Source organism: Streptomyces xiamenensis (genome assembly GCF_000993785.3).
GTDB lineage: Bacteria > Actinomycetota > Actinomycetes > Streptomycetales > Streptomycetaceae > Streptomyces > Streptomyces xiamenensis.
Genome location: NZ_CP009922.3, coordinates 566,529 through 579,860 on the forward strand (window position 1 = coordinate 566,529; position 13,332 = coordinate 579,860).

At 68.9% G+C, this 13,332-nt stretch carries 13 protein-coding genes, 1 tRNA gene and 1 pseudogene; 6 read left to right on the forward strand and 9 right to left on the reverse strand.

The window, feature by feature from the left end; all coding sequences use genetic code 11:
* The first annotated feature begins 1 nt into the window (after position 1).
* Positions 2–190, forward strand: a complete 189-nt coding sequence (locus tag SXIM_RS02480; protein ID WP_030727501.1) for a DUF5703 family protein — start codon at positions 2–4, stop codon at positions 188–190.
* A gap of 58 nt (positions 191–248) precedes the next feature.
* Here SXIM_RS02480 and SXIM_RS02485 read toward each other — a convergent pair whose 3' ends face one another.
* From SXIM_RS02485 to SXIM_RS02495, 3 genes are all read right to left on the reverse strand, one after another.
* Entirely contained in the window at positions 249–1,082 is an 834-nt protein-coding gene (locus SXIM_RS02485; RefSeq protein ID WP_030727503.1) for a chaplin, read from the reverse strand.
* 148 nt (positions 1,083–1,230) lie between these two features.
* The gene (locus tag SXIM_RS02490; RefSeq protein ID WP_030727506.1) at positions 1,231–1,464 is read right to left on the reverse strand and encodes a chaplin; all 234 of its coding nucleotides are present in this window, start codon (positions 1,462–1,464) and stop codon (positions 1,231–1,233) included.
* Positions 1,465–1,588: 124 nt separating this feature from the next.
* Positions 1,589–2,911 (reverse strand): M20/M25/M40 family metallo-hydrolase, encoded by a 1,323-nt coding sequence (locus SXIM_RS02495; protein WP_030727509.1) that lies wholly within the window; start codon positions 2,909–2,911, stop codon positions 1,589–1,591.
* A gap of 103 nt (positions 2,912–3,014) precedes the next feature.
* Between SXIM_RS02495 and SXIM_RS02500 the strand changes: the two genes are divergently transcribed.
* Positions 3,015–3,102: transfer RNA gene (locus tag SXIM_RS02500), tRNA-Leu, on the forward strand.
* Between the two features lie 79 nt (positions 3,103–3,181).
* Here SXIM_RS02500 and SXIM_RS02505 read toward each other — a convergent pair.
* Positions 3,182–3,550: a nuclear transport factor 2 family protein gene (locus SXIM_RS02505; RefSeq protein ID WP_046722811.1), complete on the reverse strand. Its 369-nt coding sequence runs from the start codon at positions 3,548–3,550 to the stop codon at positions 3,182–3,184.
* Between the two features lie 120 nt (positions 3,551–3,670).
* On the opposite strand from SXIM_RS02505, the gene SXIM_RS02510 reads away from it, so the two are divergent.
* A complete protein-coding gene (locus SXIM_RS02510) occupies positions 3,671–4,450 on the forward strand; it encodes a helix-turn-helix domain-containing protein (protein WP_046725394.1) in 780 nt (259 codons plus the stop codon).
* 461 nt (positions 4,451–4,911) lie between these two features.
* Here the strand turns inward: SXIM_RS02510 and SXIM_RS02515 are convergent, their stop codons facing one another.
* The gene (locus tag SXIM_RS02515; RefSeq protein WP_030727518.1) at positions 4,912–5,532 is read right to left on the reverse strand and encodes a TetR/AcrR family transcriptional regulator; all 621 of its coding nucleotides are present in this window, start codon (positions 5,530–5,532) and stop codon (positions 4,912–4,914) included.
* A 146-nt stretch (positions 5,533–5,678) separates the two neighbouring features.
* Here SXIM_RS02515 and SXIM_RS02520 point away from each other — a divergent pair, with 146 nt between their 5' ends.
* The 3 genes and pseudogenes from SXIM_RS02520 to SXIM_RS02530 form a co-directional block, all read left to right on the forward strand.
* Positions 5,679–6,443: a siderophore-interacting protein gene (locus SXIM_RS02520; RefSeq protein ID WP_246156825.1), complete on the forward strand. Its 765-nt coding sequence runs from the start codon at positions 5,679–5,681 to the stop codon at positions 6,441–6,443.
* A 10-nt stretch (positions 6,444–6,453) separates the two neighbouring features.
* Complete coding sequence (locus SXIM_RS02525) at positions 6,454–8,637, forward strand: 2Fe-2S iron-sulfur cluster-binding protein (protein ID WP_046722814.1); 2,184 nt, start codon at positions 6,454–6,456, stop codon at positions 8,635–8,637.
* A gap of 56 nt (positions 8,638–8,693) precedes the next feature.
* A pseudogene (locus SXIM_RS02530) lies at positions 8,694–9,273 on the forward strand (helix-turn-helix domain-containing protein); the annotation flags it as partial.
* A gap of 58 nt (positions 9,274–9,331) precedes the next feature.
* Here the strand turns inward: SXIM_RS02530 and SXIM_RS02535 are convergent.
* From SXIM_RS02535 to SXIM_RS02550, 4 genes are all read right to left on the reverse strand, one after another.
* Entirely contained in the window at positions 9,332–10,081 is a 750-nt protein-coding gene (locus SXIM_RS02535; protein WP_246156826.1) for a hypothetical protein, read from the reverse strand.
* 358 nt (positions 10,082–10,439) lie between these two features.
* Positions 10,440–11,753: a glucuronoarabinoxylan endo-1,4-beta-xylanase XynC gene (xynC, locus tag SXIM_RS02540; RefSeq protein WP_046722815.1), complete on the reverse strand. Its 1,314-nt coding sequence runs from the start codon at positions 11,751–11,753 to the stop codon at positions 10,440–10,442.
* Positions 11,754–12,057: 304 nt separating this feature from the next.
* Positions 12,058–13,101: an LLM class flavin-dependent oxidoreductase gene (locus tag SXIM_RS02545; protein ID WP_046722816.1), complete on the reverse strand. Its 1,044-nt coding sequence runs from the start codon at positions 13,099–13,101 to the stop codon at positions 12,058–12,060.
* Positions 13,101–13,331, reverse strand: coding sequence for a tautomerase family protein (locus SXIM_RS02550; protein WP_030727537.1), 231 nt, complete (start codon positions 13,329–13,331; stop codon positions 13,101–13,103). The genes SXIM_RS02545 and SXIM_RS02550 overlap by 1 nt, the downstream gene beginning before the upstream one ends.
* Position 13,332: the final 1 nt, after the last annotated feature.

Consider the following 13,332-nt stretch of genomic DNA (forward strand, 5'->3'; position numbering starts at 1 on the left):
GATGCCGGAATATGAGTTTCGTGATGTGTATGTCCCCCGCACGGTCTCGCGTGCCGCTACCACGCGGCTGCTGACCGACCAGGCCGAGTACGGGCAGTGGGAGCTGGCCCGGCTGCGGCTGTATCCGGACGGCAGCCGAAGGGTACGGCTGAGACGACGGATCATCCGCCAGCTGCGCCCGACCTGGTAACCCTCCGACACGACAGGTGGGCCCCGCGCGAACGCGGGGCCCACCTGGATGCGGCTCGTCAGGACTGACGCGCCGCCCGGCCACGCCGGTACAGCACCACGCCACCGACCATCAGGCCGGCGCCGAGGGGAAGCATCACGCCCAGGCCCGGGCCGCTGCTGCCGGTCTCGGCCAGCTCGCCGCCGCCCAGCTGCTCACTCGGCTCGTTGCCGGGCTGCTCCTCGTCGGGGGCCTCGGAGCCGCCGCCACCGGAACCGCCGACGTCGCCACCGCCGCCCGAACCACCGGAACCGCCGGGACCGCCGGGCTCCTCGGAGTCGCCGCCGCCCGAACCACCGGAACCGCCGGGACCGCCCGGACCACCGGAGCCACCGGAACCGCCCGGCTCCTCCGGCTGCTCGGGCTCGCCGGGCTCACCCGGGTGCTCCGGGTGCTCGACCGGGGGCGCCTCGGTGTAGCACTCGTTGCCGAAGACCGGGTTCAGTACGCCCACCACGTCGATGCCGTTGCCGCAGGCGTTGACGGGGACATCGATGGGCACCTGGACGTTGTTGCCGGAGCCGACGCCGGGAGAGTCGACGGCGCCGCCCTCCGCCTGGGCCCCGCCCTGACCGGCCTCGTGGCCGGGTTCGTGCTTGCCGCCGCCGGGAGTGCCGCTCTGGCAGGTGTTCCCGAAAGCGGGGTTCAGTACGCCGATCACATTGATCGTGTTGCCGCAGACGTTGATCGGCACATTGATCGGCACCTGAACGGTGTTGCCCGAAGCCACGCCGGGTGAATTGGCGGCACCGCCATGGGCGTCGGCGTCGGCGTGCGCCGTACCGCCCGCCATGGCCAGCATCCCGCCCGCGGCGGCTACGGAGAGCAGGCCCTTCCTGGTGACCTGTCGCATGGTGTTTCCCCTGCCTTGTTCCTTCATGGAGGCGCGGGGTGGGGGCTGAGGGCATCCCGCGCCCTGCGTAAAGACCCCAGCGGTCCCGGAGCGCGGCGTGCGCTCCGGGACCGCCTGGTGTCAGGCCCTCATGGAGTGGGGCCGAATGTCACTTGGCGATGCAGGTGTTGCCGAAGGTGGGGTTCAGCAGCCCGATGATGTCCACGGTGTTGCCACAGACGTTGACCGGGATGTGGATCGGCACCTGAACAACGTTGCCGGAGATGACACCGGGGGAGCCCACGGCCGCACCCTGGGCGCCGGAGCTGGCGACGGCCATGCCCGCACCCGCGAGCACCAGGCTGCCGGTGGCAGCCGCGGTGGCGACGACCTTCTTGATCATGCTTCCTCCTCGTAGACAATGCGGACCCAGCAGGGCCGCACCCCGAGTAACGAGGAGGAGAGAACAAGGCTACGAGGGTTAAGGGATATTCACCCATCCCGACTAACATCGCACACGGGAGCGATCAGCATTCGTCCAGGAAACGGTCAAGCACCCGGACCCCGAACTGCAGTCCCTCCACCGGAACCCGCTCGTCCACCCCGTGGAACATCCCGGCGAAGTCCAGCTCCGGCGGCAGCTTGAGCGGCGCGAACCCGAAGCAGCGGATGCCCAGATCGTCGAAGGACTTGGCGTCGGTACCGCCCGAGAGCATGTACGGCACGGCCCGCGCGATGGGGTCGTGGGCCTGCAGCGCGCTCTGCATGGCGTCCACCAGCGCACCGTCGAAGGAGGTTTCCACGGCCTTGTCGGCGTGCACGTCCTCGCGCCTGACCCGCGGGCCCAGGATGCGGTCCAGGTCGGCGAGGAACTCCTCCTCGTAGCCCGGCAGAAAGCGCCCGTCGACGTGCGCGGTCGCCTGCCCGGGGATCACGTTGACCTTGTAGCCGGCCCCCAACTGGGTCGGGGCGGCGGTGTTCTGGAGCGTCGCCCCGATGATCTTGGCGATGCCGCCCAGCTTGGCCAGCGTCTCGTCCATGTTCTCCGGGTCGAGCTCGGTGCCCAGCGCGTCCGACAGTTCGTCCAGGAAGGAACGCACCGTCTTGGTGACCCGCACCGGGAACTTGTGCCGGCCCAGCCGCCCCACGGCCTCGCACAGTTCGGTGATGGCGTTGTCGTCGTTGGTCATCGACCCGTGCCCGGCGGTGCCGTCCACGGTGAGCCGCATCCAGTGGATGCCCTTCTGGGCGGTCTCCACCAGATACAGCCGCAGCTTCTCGTTGACGGTGAAGGAGAACCCGCCGACCTCACCGATCGCCTCGGTCACCCCGTCGAAGAGGTCGCGGTGGTTGTCCACCAGATGCCGGGCCCCGTACACACCACCGGCCTCCTCGTCGGCGAGGAAGGCCAGCACGATGTCCCGCGGCGGCTTGCGCCCGCTGCGCATCCGCTCCCTGACCACTGCGAGGGTCATGGCGTCCATGTCCTTCATGTCGACCGCGCCGCGCCCCCACACACAGCCGTCGGCGATCTCCCCGGAGAACGGATGGTGCGTCCAGTCCTCGGCGTTGGCCGGCACCACATCGGTGTGCCCGTGGATGAGCAGCGCGGGCCGGGAGGTGTCCTCCCCCTCGATCCGCGCCACCACGGAGGCCCGCCCCGGGTGCGACTCGATGATCTGCGGGTCGAGCCCGACCTCGGCCAGCTGACCGGCCACGAATTCGGCGGCGACCCGTTCCCCGGGCCCGGAGTGATCCCCGTAGTTGCTGGTGTCGATGCGGATCAGGTCCCGGCACAGGTCCACGACCTCCTGCTCCGCCCGCTGCCCTCCGGCGTCCGATGCGCTCACGCTGTGCTCCTCACACGATGGGACGCCCATCCTCCCCCGCCCCCCGGAGATCACCAAGGCCGGGACTTTGCTATGGTTTCCCTCAGTCACAGCGACACACCCGGTCCGGGTGGCGGAATGGCAGACGCGCTAGCTTGAGGTGCTAGTGCCCTCTTATGGGCGTGGGGGTTCAAGTCCCCCCTCGGACACCAACGATGACCCCACGATCCCCTGCGGATCGTGGGGCTTTGTCGTACGGCTGCCCGGTGTCACCCGTGCTGTGGGCTGTCCTCAGGAGCCGGGCACCTTGTCAAGGAAGCCGTAAACGCCCTTGATCCTTCCGGCGCCGTCGGTCACCACCACGTCAAAGCCGATGGCGACGTTCCCGCCGCCGGTGGCGGGCACCAGCTCCCACTGGAAGCGGGCGATGTGGTGATTGGCGTCAACGTCACCGAGAATCTTGAATTCGTAGCCCTTGAACTGGTCACGGGCGCCCGCGATCACGGCGCCGAGACCAGCGTGCCCCTGTACGTCGGCCAGCGGGTCGGTGTACGTGGCATCCGCGGTGAACTGGTCGGAGATCGCCTGGGCACGCGTGCCCTCGTCCGCCTCGTTCCAGACAGCGATGTAACGGCCGGCCAGTTCGGTCAGGTCACTCACGCGTATTTTCTCCCGTTCGTCTCGATCGGCTGATGTCCGAAATCCTGGCCTTGGTCGGCCGTCCGATCCATGACCTCACAGGTCATGGCCACCCGGATACGGACCCTTAGGCTCATGGGTATGAGCGTTGCGGTCGAAGCCCTGCCGGTCGGTGCGCTGTTGCGGACCTGGCGTGAACGACGCCGGTTCAGCCAGCAGGAGCTGTCCAACCGATCGCGGGTCTCCACCCGGCACCTCAGCCGGGTGGAGACCGGCAGGGCGCGCCCGACACCGGAGATGCTCATGCATCTCTTCAACCATCTGGATGTGCCGCTGCGGGATCGTAATCGGCTCCTGCTGGCCGCCGGCTACGCACCGCGCTATCAAGATCGCCGATGGGACGACGTATCGATCGCGGTAGTGATGGACGGCATGCGCCGACTCCTCGGCGCCCACCTGCCGTACCCCGCGCTCCTGCTGGACGATCACTGGGACATCGTGGACGCCAACGCCGCCGTTGATCAGCTGCTGGCTGGTTGCGCGCCGGAACTGCTGGAGCCGCCGGTCAATGTGGTGCGGGTCTGTCTTCATCCGGACGGGTTGGCCGGCCGGATCGGCAATCTCGCGGAGTGGGGCAGTCACCTTCTGAGGCAGGTGAGCCACCGTGCCGAGCGTACCCATGACCAGCGTCACCACGAGCTTGCCACAGAGATCGCCGAGTACCTCGGCAAAACCGATGCTGCCACCCCCCTGACGGGACCGGTGATCACCCTCGAAATCGACGTGGATGGCACCACGCTCCGGTTCTTCAGCACCTCCGCCACTCTCAGCACTGCTTCCGATGCCGCCTTGGAAGGGCTGCATCTGGAGACATTCCTGCCGGCCGACGACAGGACCCGACGCCGGCTCGACCAGCGATAGGCAGTTCGGCGCATCGACCCATGGAGGGTGGCTGCGACCAGGTCGGCTCGGCGTGGTCGCAGCCACTCCGTCGGATGCGCCGGCACATGTCGGTGGCAGGCAGCCGGACGCGGGTCAGCGCCGGTTGGGTGCGGGACTGCTCAGCGTCAACGACGGCCACACAATCGGTGACGTTGACGCACCCGAGCTCTCCGTTTCCAGGGGGCTCTCGACGGCCCGGCGGCAACGGAACCGGCCTGACCGGTCCGCCTGAGTTTCCGCCCCGCCGAACCGGACTCCGCACTCCTTCCCCGCCTCGCCCGAGTGGCTGTTCCCCCGATTCGGAGCACAACACCTTGGCCGAGCCGGCGGACACCCTTCGCCGTGGTCGCGGCCGGCACAGACGTCGGACTCACTCGTCTCGATGTACTGACCACAAGCGTTGTTGACACTCGTACCAGTATTGACCGAGGTGTGCTGAGTTACTGGTCACCGTGCAGGTATCGGGTGATCATGGCAACCAGTTCCGTCTCCAGCCTTTCAACCTGGTGAGGGCGTGGAGTTGCCATGAGTTTGTGGGTGTTCATCTCTACGGTGCCCACGACAAGTTCTGCCGCCATGTCGAGGTCCTGTACCTGGACGTCCGGATGGCGGGCGAACACCTCGCGTACCTGGCTCACCCGGGCTTTGCCGTGCCGGTCGATCGCTTCGATCAGGTCGCTGGAGACCGGCGCTTCCTCGATCATGATCCGCAGGAGCTGGGGGTCGTCGCGATGGTGGTCGATCGCGTCGCGGACCAGGGACCGGACGGCGTCTTTGAGGCTGCCGGGGGTCATGTCCAGCTCATCGGCTCCTGTCCATACGCCACGGTCGATGTGCCGGACCAGTAGCTCGGCAAGGATGGAGTCCTTGTTCGGGAAGTACTGGTACAGCGAGCCGATGGACATGCGGGCCCGTTCGGCGATCCGGTTGGTGGTGCCCGCCGCGTACCCGTACTCGGCGAAAACGTGAGCAGCCGCGGTGAGGATCCGCTCGCGGGTGAGTTCGGCACGCACCTGTCGGGGCTTGCGACGTGGGGCGAGTCGGCGGTCGGCGGGTGTCATCCGTTGTTCCTTCCGGGCGGTGGAAAGCGAGTAGCCAATAGCTGAGCTTTTGCTCAGAATAGTGTCATGAGCTGCGGAAACAAGAGGAACCAATGCCTGGGAGTGTGGCGGTGATCCCCCGGGTGAGCCTCCCTCGGGAGCGCAGGATGATCACGTTGGAAGTGCGGCGATGCCGGCCGGTCTCACCCGGCTTCACCACCGTCACCCTGGGCGGCCCCGGCATCCGGCACCTCGTCCCGGGAGGCCGTGACCAGGCTGTCCGACTTTTCTTCCCGCGGGAGGGGCAGCCCGAGCTGCGGATGCCGACTGCTTCGAACGAGGCATGGATGGCGCAGGTCCTGCTGATGCCGAAAGCGACCCGTCCGTGGGTGCGCAATCTGACCATCCGCAGCCTGCGTCCGGTGGAGCAGGAGCTCGACATCGAGTTTGCCCTCCACGGCGATTCGCCCATGACCTCGTGGGTGCGTCGGGTCCGGCCGGGTGACCGGGCCGGGATCTTCGATCTGGGCTCCATGTACCGGCCGCCCGAACATGCCCGGGGGCGTCTGCTGGTGGGCGATGAGAGTGCGTTGCCGGCCATCTTGTCGATCCTGGACAGCGACCCGAACCCGCCACCCACCGAAGTCTTCGTGGAGGTGGCGAGCGCGCACGACATCCGGTCCCCACTCACGCCGCCCGGGGTGCGCGTCCAGTGGCTCAGCCGTGACAGCGAGGCCCTGCGTCCCGGTGTCCGCGTGCTGCAGGCAGTTGGTGATGCCGAGTTGCCCGAAGGCCCCCTCTATGCGTGGGTGGCGGGTGAGTCCCGGCTGGCCACGTCTGTTAGGCGGCACCTGGTCAACGACCGCGGCGTACCCAAGCGGAACGTCTCCTTCTACGGCTACTGGCGACTGGGCCGGTCGGCCCCGGGCTGAAAGATCCCTCATGCAGCAGCACACCTTCGAGCCGGCCGCGATGCACCGGCTGTCCTGCCTGGACGAGGTCGAGGCGGTCGTCGGCCGCCCGGCCGCGATGGTCATGAAGAAGCAGATCAGCGTTGTGGACGCAGGATGTCGCAACGTCCTGGCCCACAGCCCGGTCGCGGCCTTCGGCTACCAGGGCGCCGACGGCACCGTCCGCACCACGTTCGTCGGTGGCACGCCCGGATTCGCGCGCGTCCACTCCTCGCAGCGGTTCTCCTTCTCCGTTCCAGGGGCGGGTGTCGCATCTGGCCCGGTCTCGCTGTTCTTTCTGCTGCCCGGTGTGGGCGAGGTGCTGCGCGTCAATGGCACCGCGTCCCCTCTCAAGGGCGGGGAGACGGCCGTGGACATCTCCGAGGCGTACGTGCACTGCGCGCAGGCCGTCATCCGCGCCGGCCTGTGGGAGCCGCCCGACCAGCCCCACGCCGCGGAGCCGGTCTCCGACCGGGGACCGTTGGCTGGTGCGGGCATCAGCGAGTTCCTGTCCGCCTCACCCTTCCTGGCCCTGTCCACCTGGGACACGGAAGGCGGCAGCGACACCAGCCCGCGCGGGGAGCGGCGGACGGTGGCCCGCATCCTGAACGGCCGCACCCTGGTGCTGGCCGACCGTAAGGGCAACAAACGCGCGGACACCCTGCACAATCTGCTCCACGACGACCGGATCGCCCTCGCCGCCCTCGTCCCCGGCCGCAGCGGCGTCCTCCACATCCACGGGCACGCCGCGATCACCGATGACATGGCGCTGCTGAAGACCTTGGCCTTGCGCGGCGTGCCGCCGCACCTCGCCCTCCTCATCGACGTGGAGTCTGCGGAGATCCGCAGCAACGACGCTGTTGCCCGCGCACGCCTGTGGAACCCCGACACACGATCCGGCCGGGACCCGGCACCCGACATGATGGCCCTGGGCAGCGCCCATCTGGCCGCAGGTGCAGCCGAGTCCGGGCGTGCATCCGCATGGCTGATCAAACTCATCACCGCCATTCCGGGCATGAGGCGGCTGATGCGGAAAGCGGCGGACCGTGCCTATGTGTCCAGGCTGCGTAAGGAGGGCTACGACGATGTCCGCACCCCCGCTGCCGCACGCCGTGGTGAAACGCGTCACGGGCAGGTGACGGAGAGCCCGCTGCGGCCTGTGCGCATCTGCGAGATACGGCAGGAGACACCCTCCGCCCGCACCCTGGTGCTCGAAGACTCAGCCACCGAGGCCAAGCCGTTCCACTTCCACCCCGGGCAGTTCTTCACCCTGGTCACCGACATCGCGGGCCACCCCGTACGACGCGCCTATTCGGCCTCCTCGGCGCCGGGCGCCACCCGCCTGGAGCTCACCGTCAAGTACGTTGAGGGCGGCCAGTTTTCCACGCACGCCCACCGTGACCTGTGTGTCGGGGACCGACTCGCGGTACGCGGCCCCTCCGGCACCTTCCACGCCCCGCCGCAGGCCACCGAACAGCTGGTGCTCATCGCTGCCGGCAGCGGCATCACGCCCATGATGAGCATGATCCGCGCACGCCTGTCCGACCCTGCGTCGGCCGGCAGGATCGATCTGCTGTACAGCAGCCGAAGCCCCGAAGAGATCATCTTCAGCGCCGGGTTGACCCGTATGGAAAAGGACCATCCAGACCGGCTGACGGTCACCCACGTCCTCACCAGCCGCCACGGCCGACTCGACGGCGAAAGCATCCGCCGATGGGTGACCGCCCTGCCGCTGACGGACAGCGCACATCACTTCGTCTGCGGACCCGAAGCACTCATGGACACCGCGCAGGGCGTACTGCAACAACTCGGCATACCGGACGAACATATGCACCAAGAGCGCTTCAGCGGTGGCGCCACCGCCCTGACCACGCAGGCGCCCCAGGAGATGCGAGTCGAGAAAGACGGGAGCCTCCTCGGAGTGGCCGTGGTCGAACCCGGCCAGTCACTGCTCGATGCCGGTCTCGCCGCAGGGCTGCCCCTGCCGTACTCCTGCACGGTCGGCAGCTGCGGCGAATGCATGGTGCGTGTGCGCAGCGGAGAGGTCACGCAACCCGAACACACCGGCCTCACCCTCAAGCAGAAGGCGGACGGGCAGGTACTGACATGCGTCAGTTGCCCGCTGTCCGGGGTGACCCTTGATATTGCCGACCCGACGCCTCCCGACCCTCACTGAGACTCTCCAGCACCCGCCGGGCATCACAGTCACACCCCACGTACTTCGGTCCCCGCTCACGCGCCACGGCTCACAAGTGGGTGCGCCGCGGCGCGTCGAGGGCGACGCAGGGCTGTACGACCGTGCGAGCAGGCCACGAACCACCCCTCACCGCACCCCCGGCAGAAATCGAAGTCATGATCTGTGCCCTGCGGCGGAGCGGAAGATCGGCCCCGCACGGATCGGCCCGATCCTGGGAGTACCCGCCTCCACGGTGCACCGCGTTCTGACCCGCCACGGCTTGAACCGCCTGCGCCGGCTGGACCGGCCCACCGGCCAGGTCACACGTCGCTACGAACGAGCGAGCCCCGGCGAACTCGTCCATGTCGACATCAAGAAGCCCGGCAACATCCCCGACGGCGGCGGCCATCGGATCATGCCGCGCCGGCAGGCCCCAGCCAACCGACAGGCCACTACCGACACGCGTAAAGGCGGCAGTCCCGTGATCGGCTACAGCTTCGTCCACTCCGCCACCGACGACTACCCCCGGCTCGCCCAAGCGAAGTCCTGACCAACGAGCACAAGGAGACGGCCGCCGCATTCCGGCGGCGAGCGAACACCTTTGCCACCGAGCACGGCACCACCGTCGATGCCGTACGGCGTTTGGAGGCCGGCCACCCATCAGCCGTGTGAACAAGGCTCCGGGTCGAAACATCTAGGGTGCGAAGGCCGTGGCCGAGACCTCCCGTTCCAGTTCCGCCCGATGGAATTCATAGGTGGCGATGTCGGAGATCCTGATCAGCAGGCAGAAGCGCTCGGTCGAGGGCAGCTCCCCGGCCAGCTCGGCGTACCGCCGGCGCAGGAAGTGGATGGCCGCCAGGTTGGCCATGGGGCTCTGACCGCATATCACCACCACCGGGCGGCTGGATTCGGACGGGGTGAACTTCGCGACCAGGGCGAATTCCTGGCGTCCCTTGTCGAACAGGTAGGTCTCGCCGCCGACTTCGAAGGCCAGGGAGTCCGGGCGGGTCACGTCGTAGGGGTGGATCACCACGCCGGGCAGGTACGCGGCGAGGTGGCCCCCCGTACGGATGTTGGAGTCCCCTGCCGGGCCGCCGACGCAGAACTCGGTGCGGTCGCCGTTGCTTCCCCGGAAATCGCCGGGTTGTACGTCGAGTCGGCAATCCAACTCGCCCGCCAAAAGGGCCAGTTCAACGGCAGTCCGGACGTCCCGGAAGTGGGCGGTGCCGGGTGCGTCGTACTTGCGGCCCAGCACGATGAGGCATTCCTGGCCGGGGCGCACGCCGAAGAATTCTGCCCGCCGGTTCACGGCGCGCATCCGTCTGGCCCGCTCCCACAGCCAGACGAAGCCGCCGCCGAGCAGGCTGGTGACCAGCCCGATCGCGATGTTGAGCAGCACCGACTCCATCGGATCCGCCTCCCCCGTGATGATCAGCCCGATCATTCTCCCGGGGATCGGAGCCCGGTGGAAGCCGGGCCGCCGCTGAGCGCCCGGTTCGCTGCCCACGGCGATGCCGATGCCCAGGATCGCCGGCAGGAAGATGCGCAGGGGGGACGAACCGGGCCACCGCCGCGGCCATCAGAACGGGCGGGACGCCGATCGCCGGGGCACCTTCCACGACGCGCCACCGGCCGAAGGCAGTGTCGCGCCCGCGCAGCCACCGGAGACAGGACCGCGCGCGGGAAGCGGGCCGTGACCGGCCCCCGGGCCGCGTTCCTCCGGCCGCCCCACGACCCGGCCGAGGGTCGTGGGGCGCCGCGGTGTCAGGCCGCGAAGGGGAGGGGTCTCGGGCCGGGGCCCGTTACTGGGTCACATACGTCGTGATACTCGCGGCCGGGAGCGTGGCCGTGAAGGAGCCGTTCGACAGCCCCGTGCCGCCCTGGGCGGCGAGGGTACGGCCCCCGTCCGTCACCCAGGACAGCACGCTGGAGCGGGCGGTGTTCTCCAGCACGAACCGCTGGCTCACCGGCGCGCCGCCCTTGTTGACGGCGACGACGGTGATCCGGGAGTCGGGGGCCTTGTAGGCCGAGACGTAGACGTTCGGCGCGGGCTGGGAGGTCGCCTCGATCCGCCGGTGGCCGGGGCGGATCCACTTCGAGAAGTGGGCCATGTTCGCGCCGCGCTTGCTGATCGTCCCGTTCTCCCGCATGGGCCCGTAGCCGCGCCGGATGTACCACCACACGTACGCCTGGAACTCCGCGTCCACCAGCGCCCGGTGCATGTGCTCGCCGACATCCAGCGCCTGCGGCCACAGGTCCGCCGAATCACTGCTGTTGGGGTGGTACACCTCCGTCATCCACAGTTCCTTGCCCGCGCCCCGCTGCTTGAAGAGGGGGTAGGGGAAGTTCTGGGACTGCGTGCCGTACAGGTGTGCCCCGAGGATGTCCAGGTTGGACAGGGCCTGCGGGTCGTTGAGAATCGGGTCCGAGATGCTCTTCACGTACTGGAAGGACTCCGGCGCGATGATCCGTGTGCCGATCGAGCCGGCGTTCTCCCGCAGGAAGCGGACCAGCTCGGCGGCGGTCCACCACGTCCAGTCGTGCGCGTAGTCGGGTTCGTTCTGCACCGAGATGGCGTACAGCTCGACGCCGTTGCCTCTCATGAACTGGTGGAAGTCGTTCAGGTGCTGGGCGTAGGAGCCGTACATGTCGTACCGGAGCCGCCTGGCGTTGGTCTGGCCGCCTCGCACGAACGTCTCCGTCATGTGGAGCGGCGGATTCCACGGGGAGGCGATGACGGTCGCCCCGTGTTCGATCGCGCGCCGGGCGGTGGCCACCTCGCGGCTCCAGTTGGCCCGGTCCTCGTGCACGGGGATGCGCAGCACGGAGAAGCCCAGCTGCCCCTCCCCGTTGCCGAAGGCGGTGTTCCGCTGCTCGGGCGTCAGATCACTGATCCACACGGTGTGGTTCATGCCGCCGAAGCCCTTGATGATCTGCCGCTCCGCAGCGGGCGAGACCACGGCATCGGCGGCGGACACCGGACCTGTGTCCCTGGCCGCCGCTACGGCTGGTGTGGCGGCGGCGAGCGGCAGGGAGGCCCCGAGCGCGGCCAGCACGGCCCTCCTGCTCGGTGACCCCTGGCCTGTGTTTCCCGGCTCGTTCGGACGTAACGCCATGTTTCTCTCTCCTCGGCGTCGGTGTGGACCGGTGCGGCGTACGGCCGTCCGGACCGGCCAGTTTTGGGAGCGCTCCCAAACCTGTGCGGGCTCCACCGTTCCGAACGACGGAAGTGATGACGCGCGGGCGCGCCGGCCCGCACCGGACGTTCGGTGCGCAGGACAAGGTGCGCGGCACCGAACCGCCGGTGAAGCTAATGACCCGGTGCGCCGCCGTCAAGCAGCCGCGCGCCCGGCGCCGGCCAGGGCGAGGGACGCGCACGGGGCCGGGGCCACGGATCCGTGGCCCCGGCCCCGTGCCGGCTCACCGGAAGGCCGGGACGACCTCCTTGATGAACAGTTCCAGTGAGGCGCGCTTCTCCTCGTGGGACAGCCCGGTGTCGATCCAGAAGCTGTACTCGTCCACCCCCAGCTCCTCGTAGCTCCGCAGCCGCTCGATGACCTCGGCCGGGGTGCCGATCATCGCCGTCCGGTGCAGCGCCTCGGGGGCGAACTCGGGCCGCTCCGCGAACTTGGCCTCGGGGCTGGGTGCCAGGAAACCGTTCTCGGGGGTGGCGCTGTTGCCGAACCAGGCGTCGAAGGTCCGGTAGAAGCGATTGATCGCCTCGGCCGCCGGGCGCCAGCCGTCCGTGTCCTCGGCGGCGTGCACGTGGGTGTGCCGCAGCACCATCAGTTCGGGGCGGGGCACCTCGGGGTGGTTGGCCACCGCCGTGTCGAACTTCCCCTTGAGAGCGGCGACTTCCTCATCGCCCTTCATCAGTGGGGTGACCATGACGTTGCAGCCCTGCGCCACCGCGAAGTCGTGCGAGTCGGGGTCGCGGGCGGCGATCCACATGGGCGGGTTGGGCCGCTGCACCGGCTTCGGCACACTCGTCGCCGTGGGGAACTGCCAGATCTCGCCGTCGTGCGCGTAGTCGCCGCGCCACAGGGCCCGTACGGCGGGCACCAGTTCGCGCAGGTGCTTGCCCCCGTCCCGGGCGGAGAGCCCGCCCGCCATCCGGTCGAACTCGAACTGGTAGGCGCCCCGGGCGAGTCCGACCTCCATGCGACCGTCGCTGATGACATCGAGCAGCGCGCACTCGCCGGCGGCCCGGATGGGGTTCCAGAAGGGCGCGATAAGGGTGCCGGCACCCAGTCGGATGGTGGAGGTCCTGGCCGCGAGGTAGGCCAGGAGCGGCATCGGGCTCGGGGAGATGGTGTACTCCATCGCGTGGTGTTCCCCGATCCACACGGTGCCGAAGCCGCCGGCCTCCGCCATCAGCGCCAGCTCCGCGAGGCTTTCGAACTGCTGCCGGTGGCTGACCTCCTCGTCCTGGCGTTCCATGTGGACGAACAACGAGAACCTCATCACTGCTCCTTTTCCGCTGGGTCGGCCGGGTCCCGTCCGGCGGCGTCCAGCTCGGTGAGGGTGACGTCACCGGTGGCCCAGTGCGTACGGGGGACTTCGTGCACGACGACCCGGACGTACTCGGGTCGGGTGCCGGTGGTGCGCAGGACCGCGCCGTGCACCTCGTGCATCAGGGCGCGGAGTTGCTCGGGGGTGCGGCCCTCGGCGAGGGTGACGGTGACCTGGGGCACG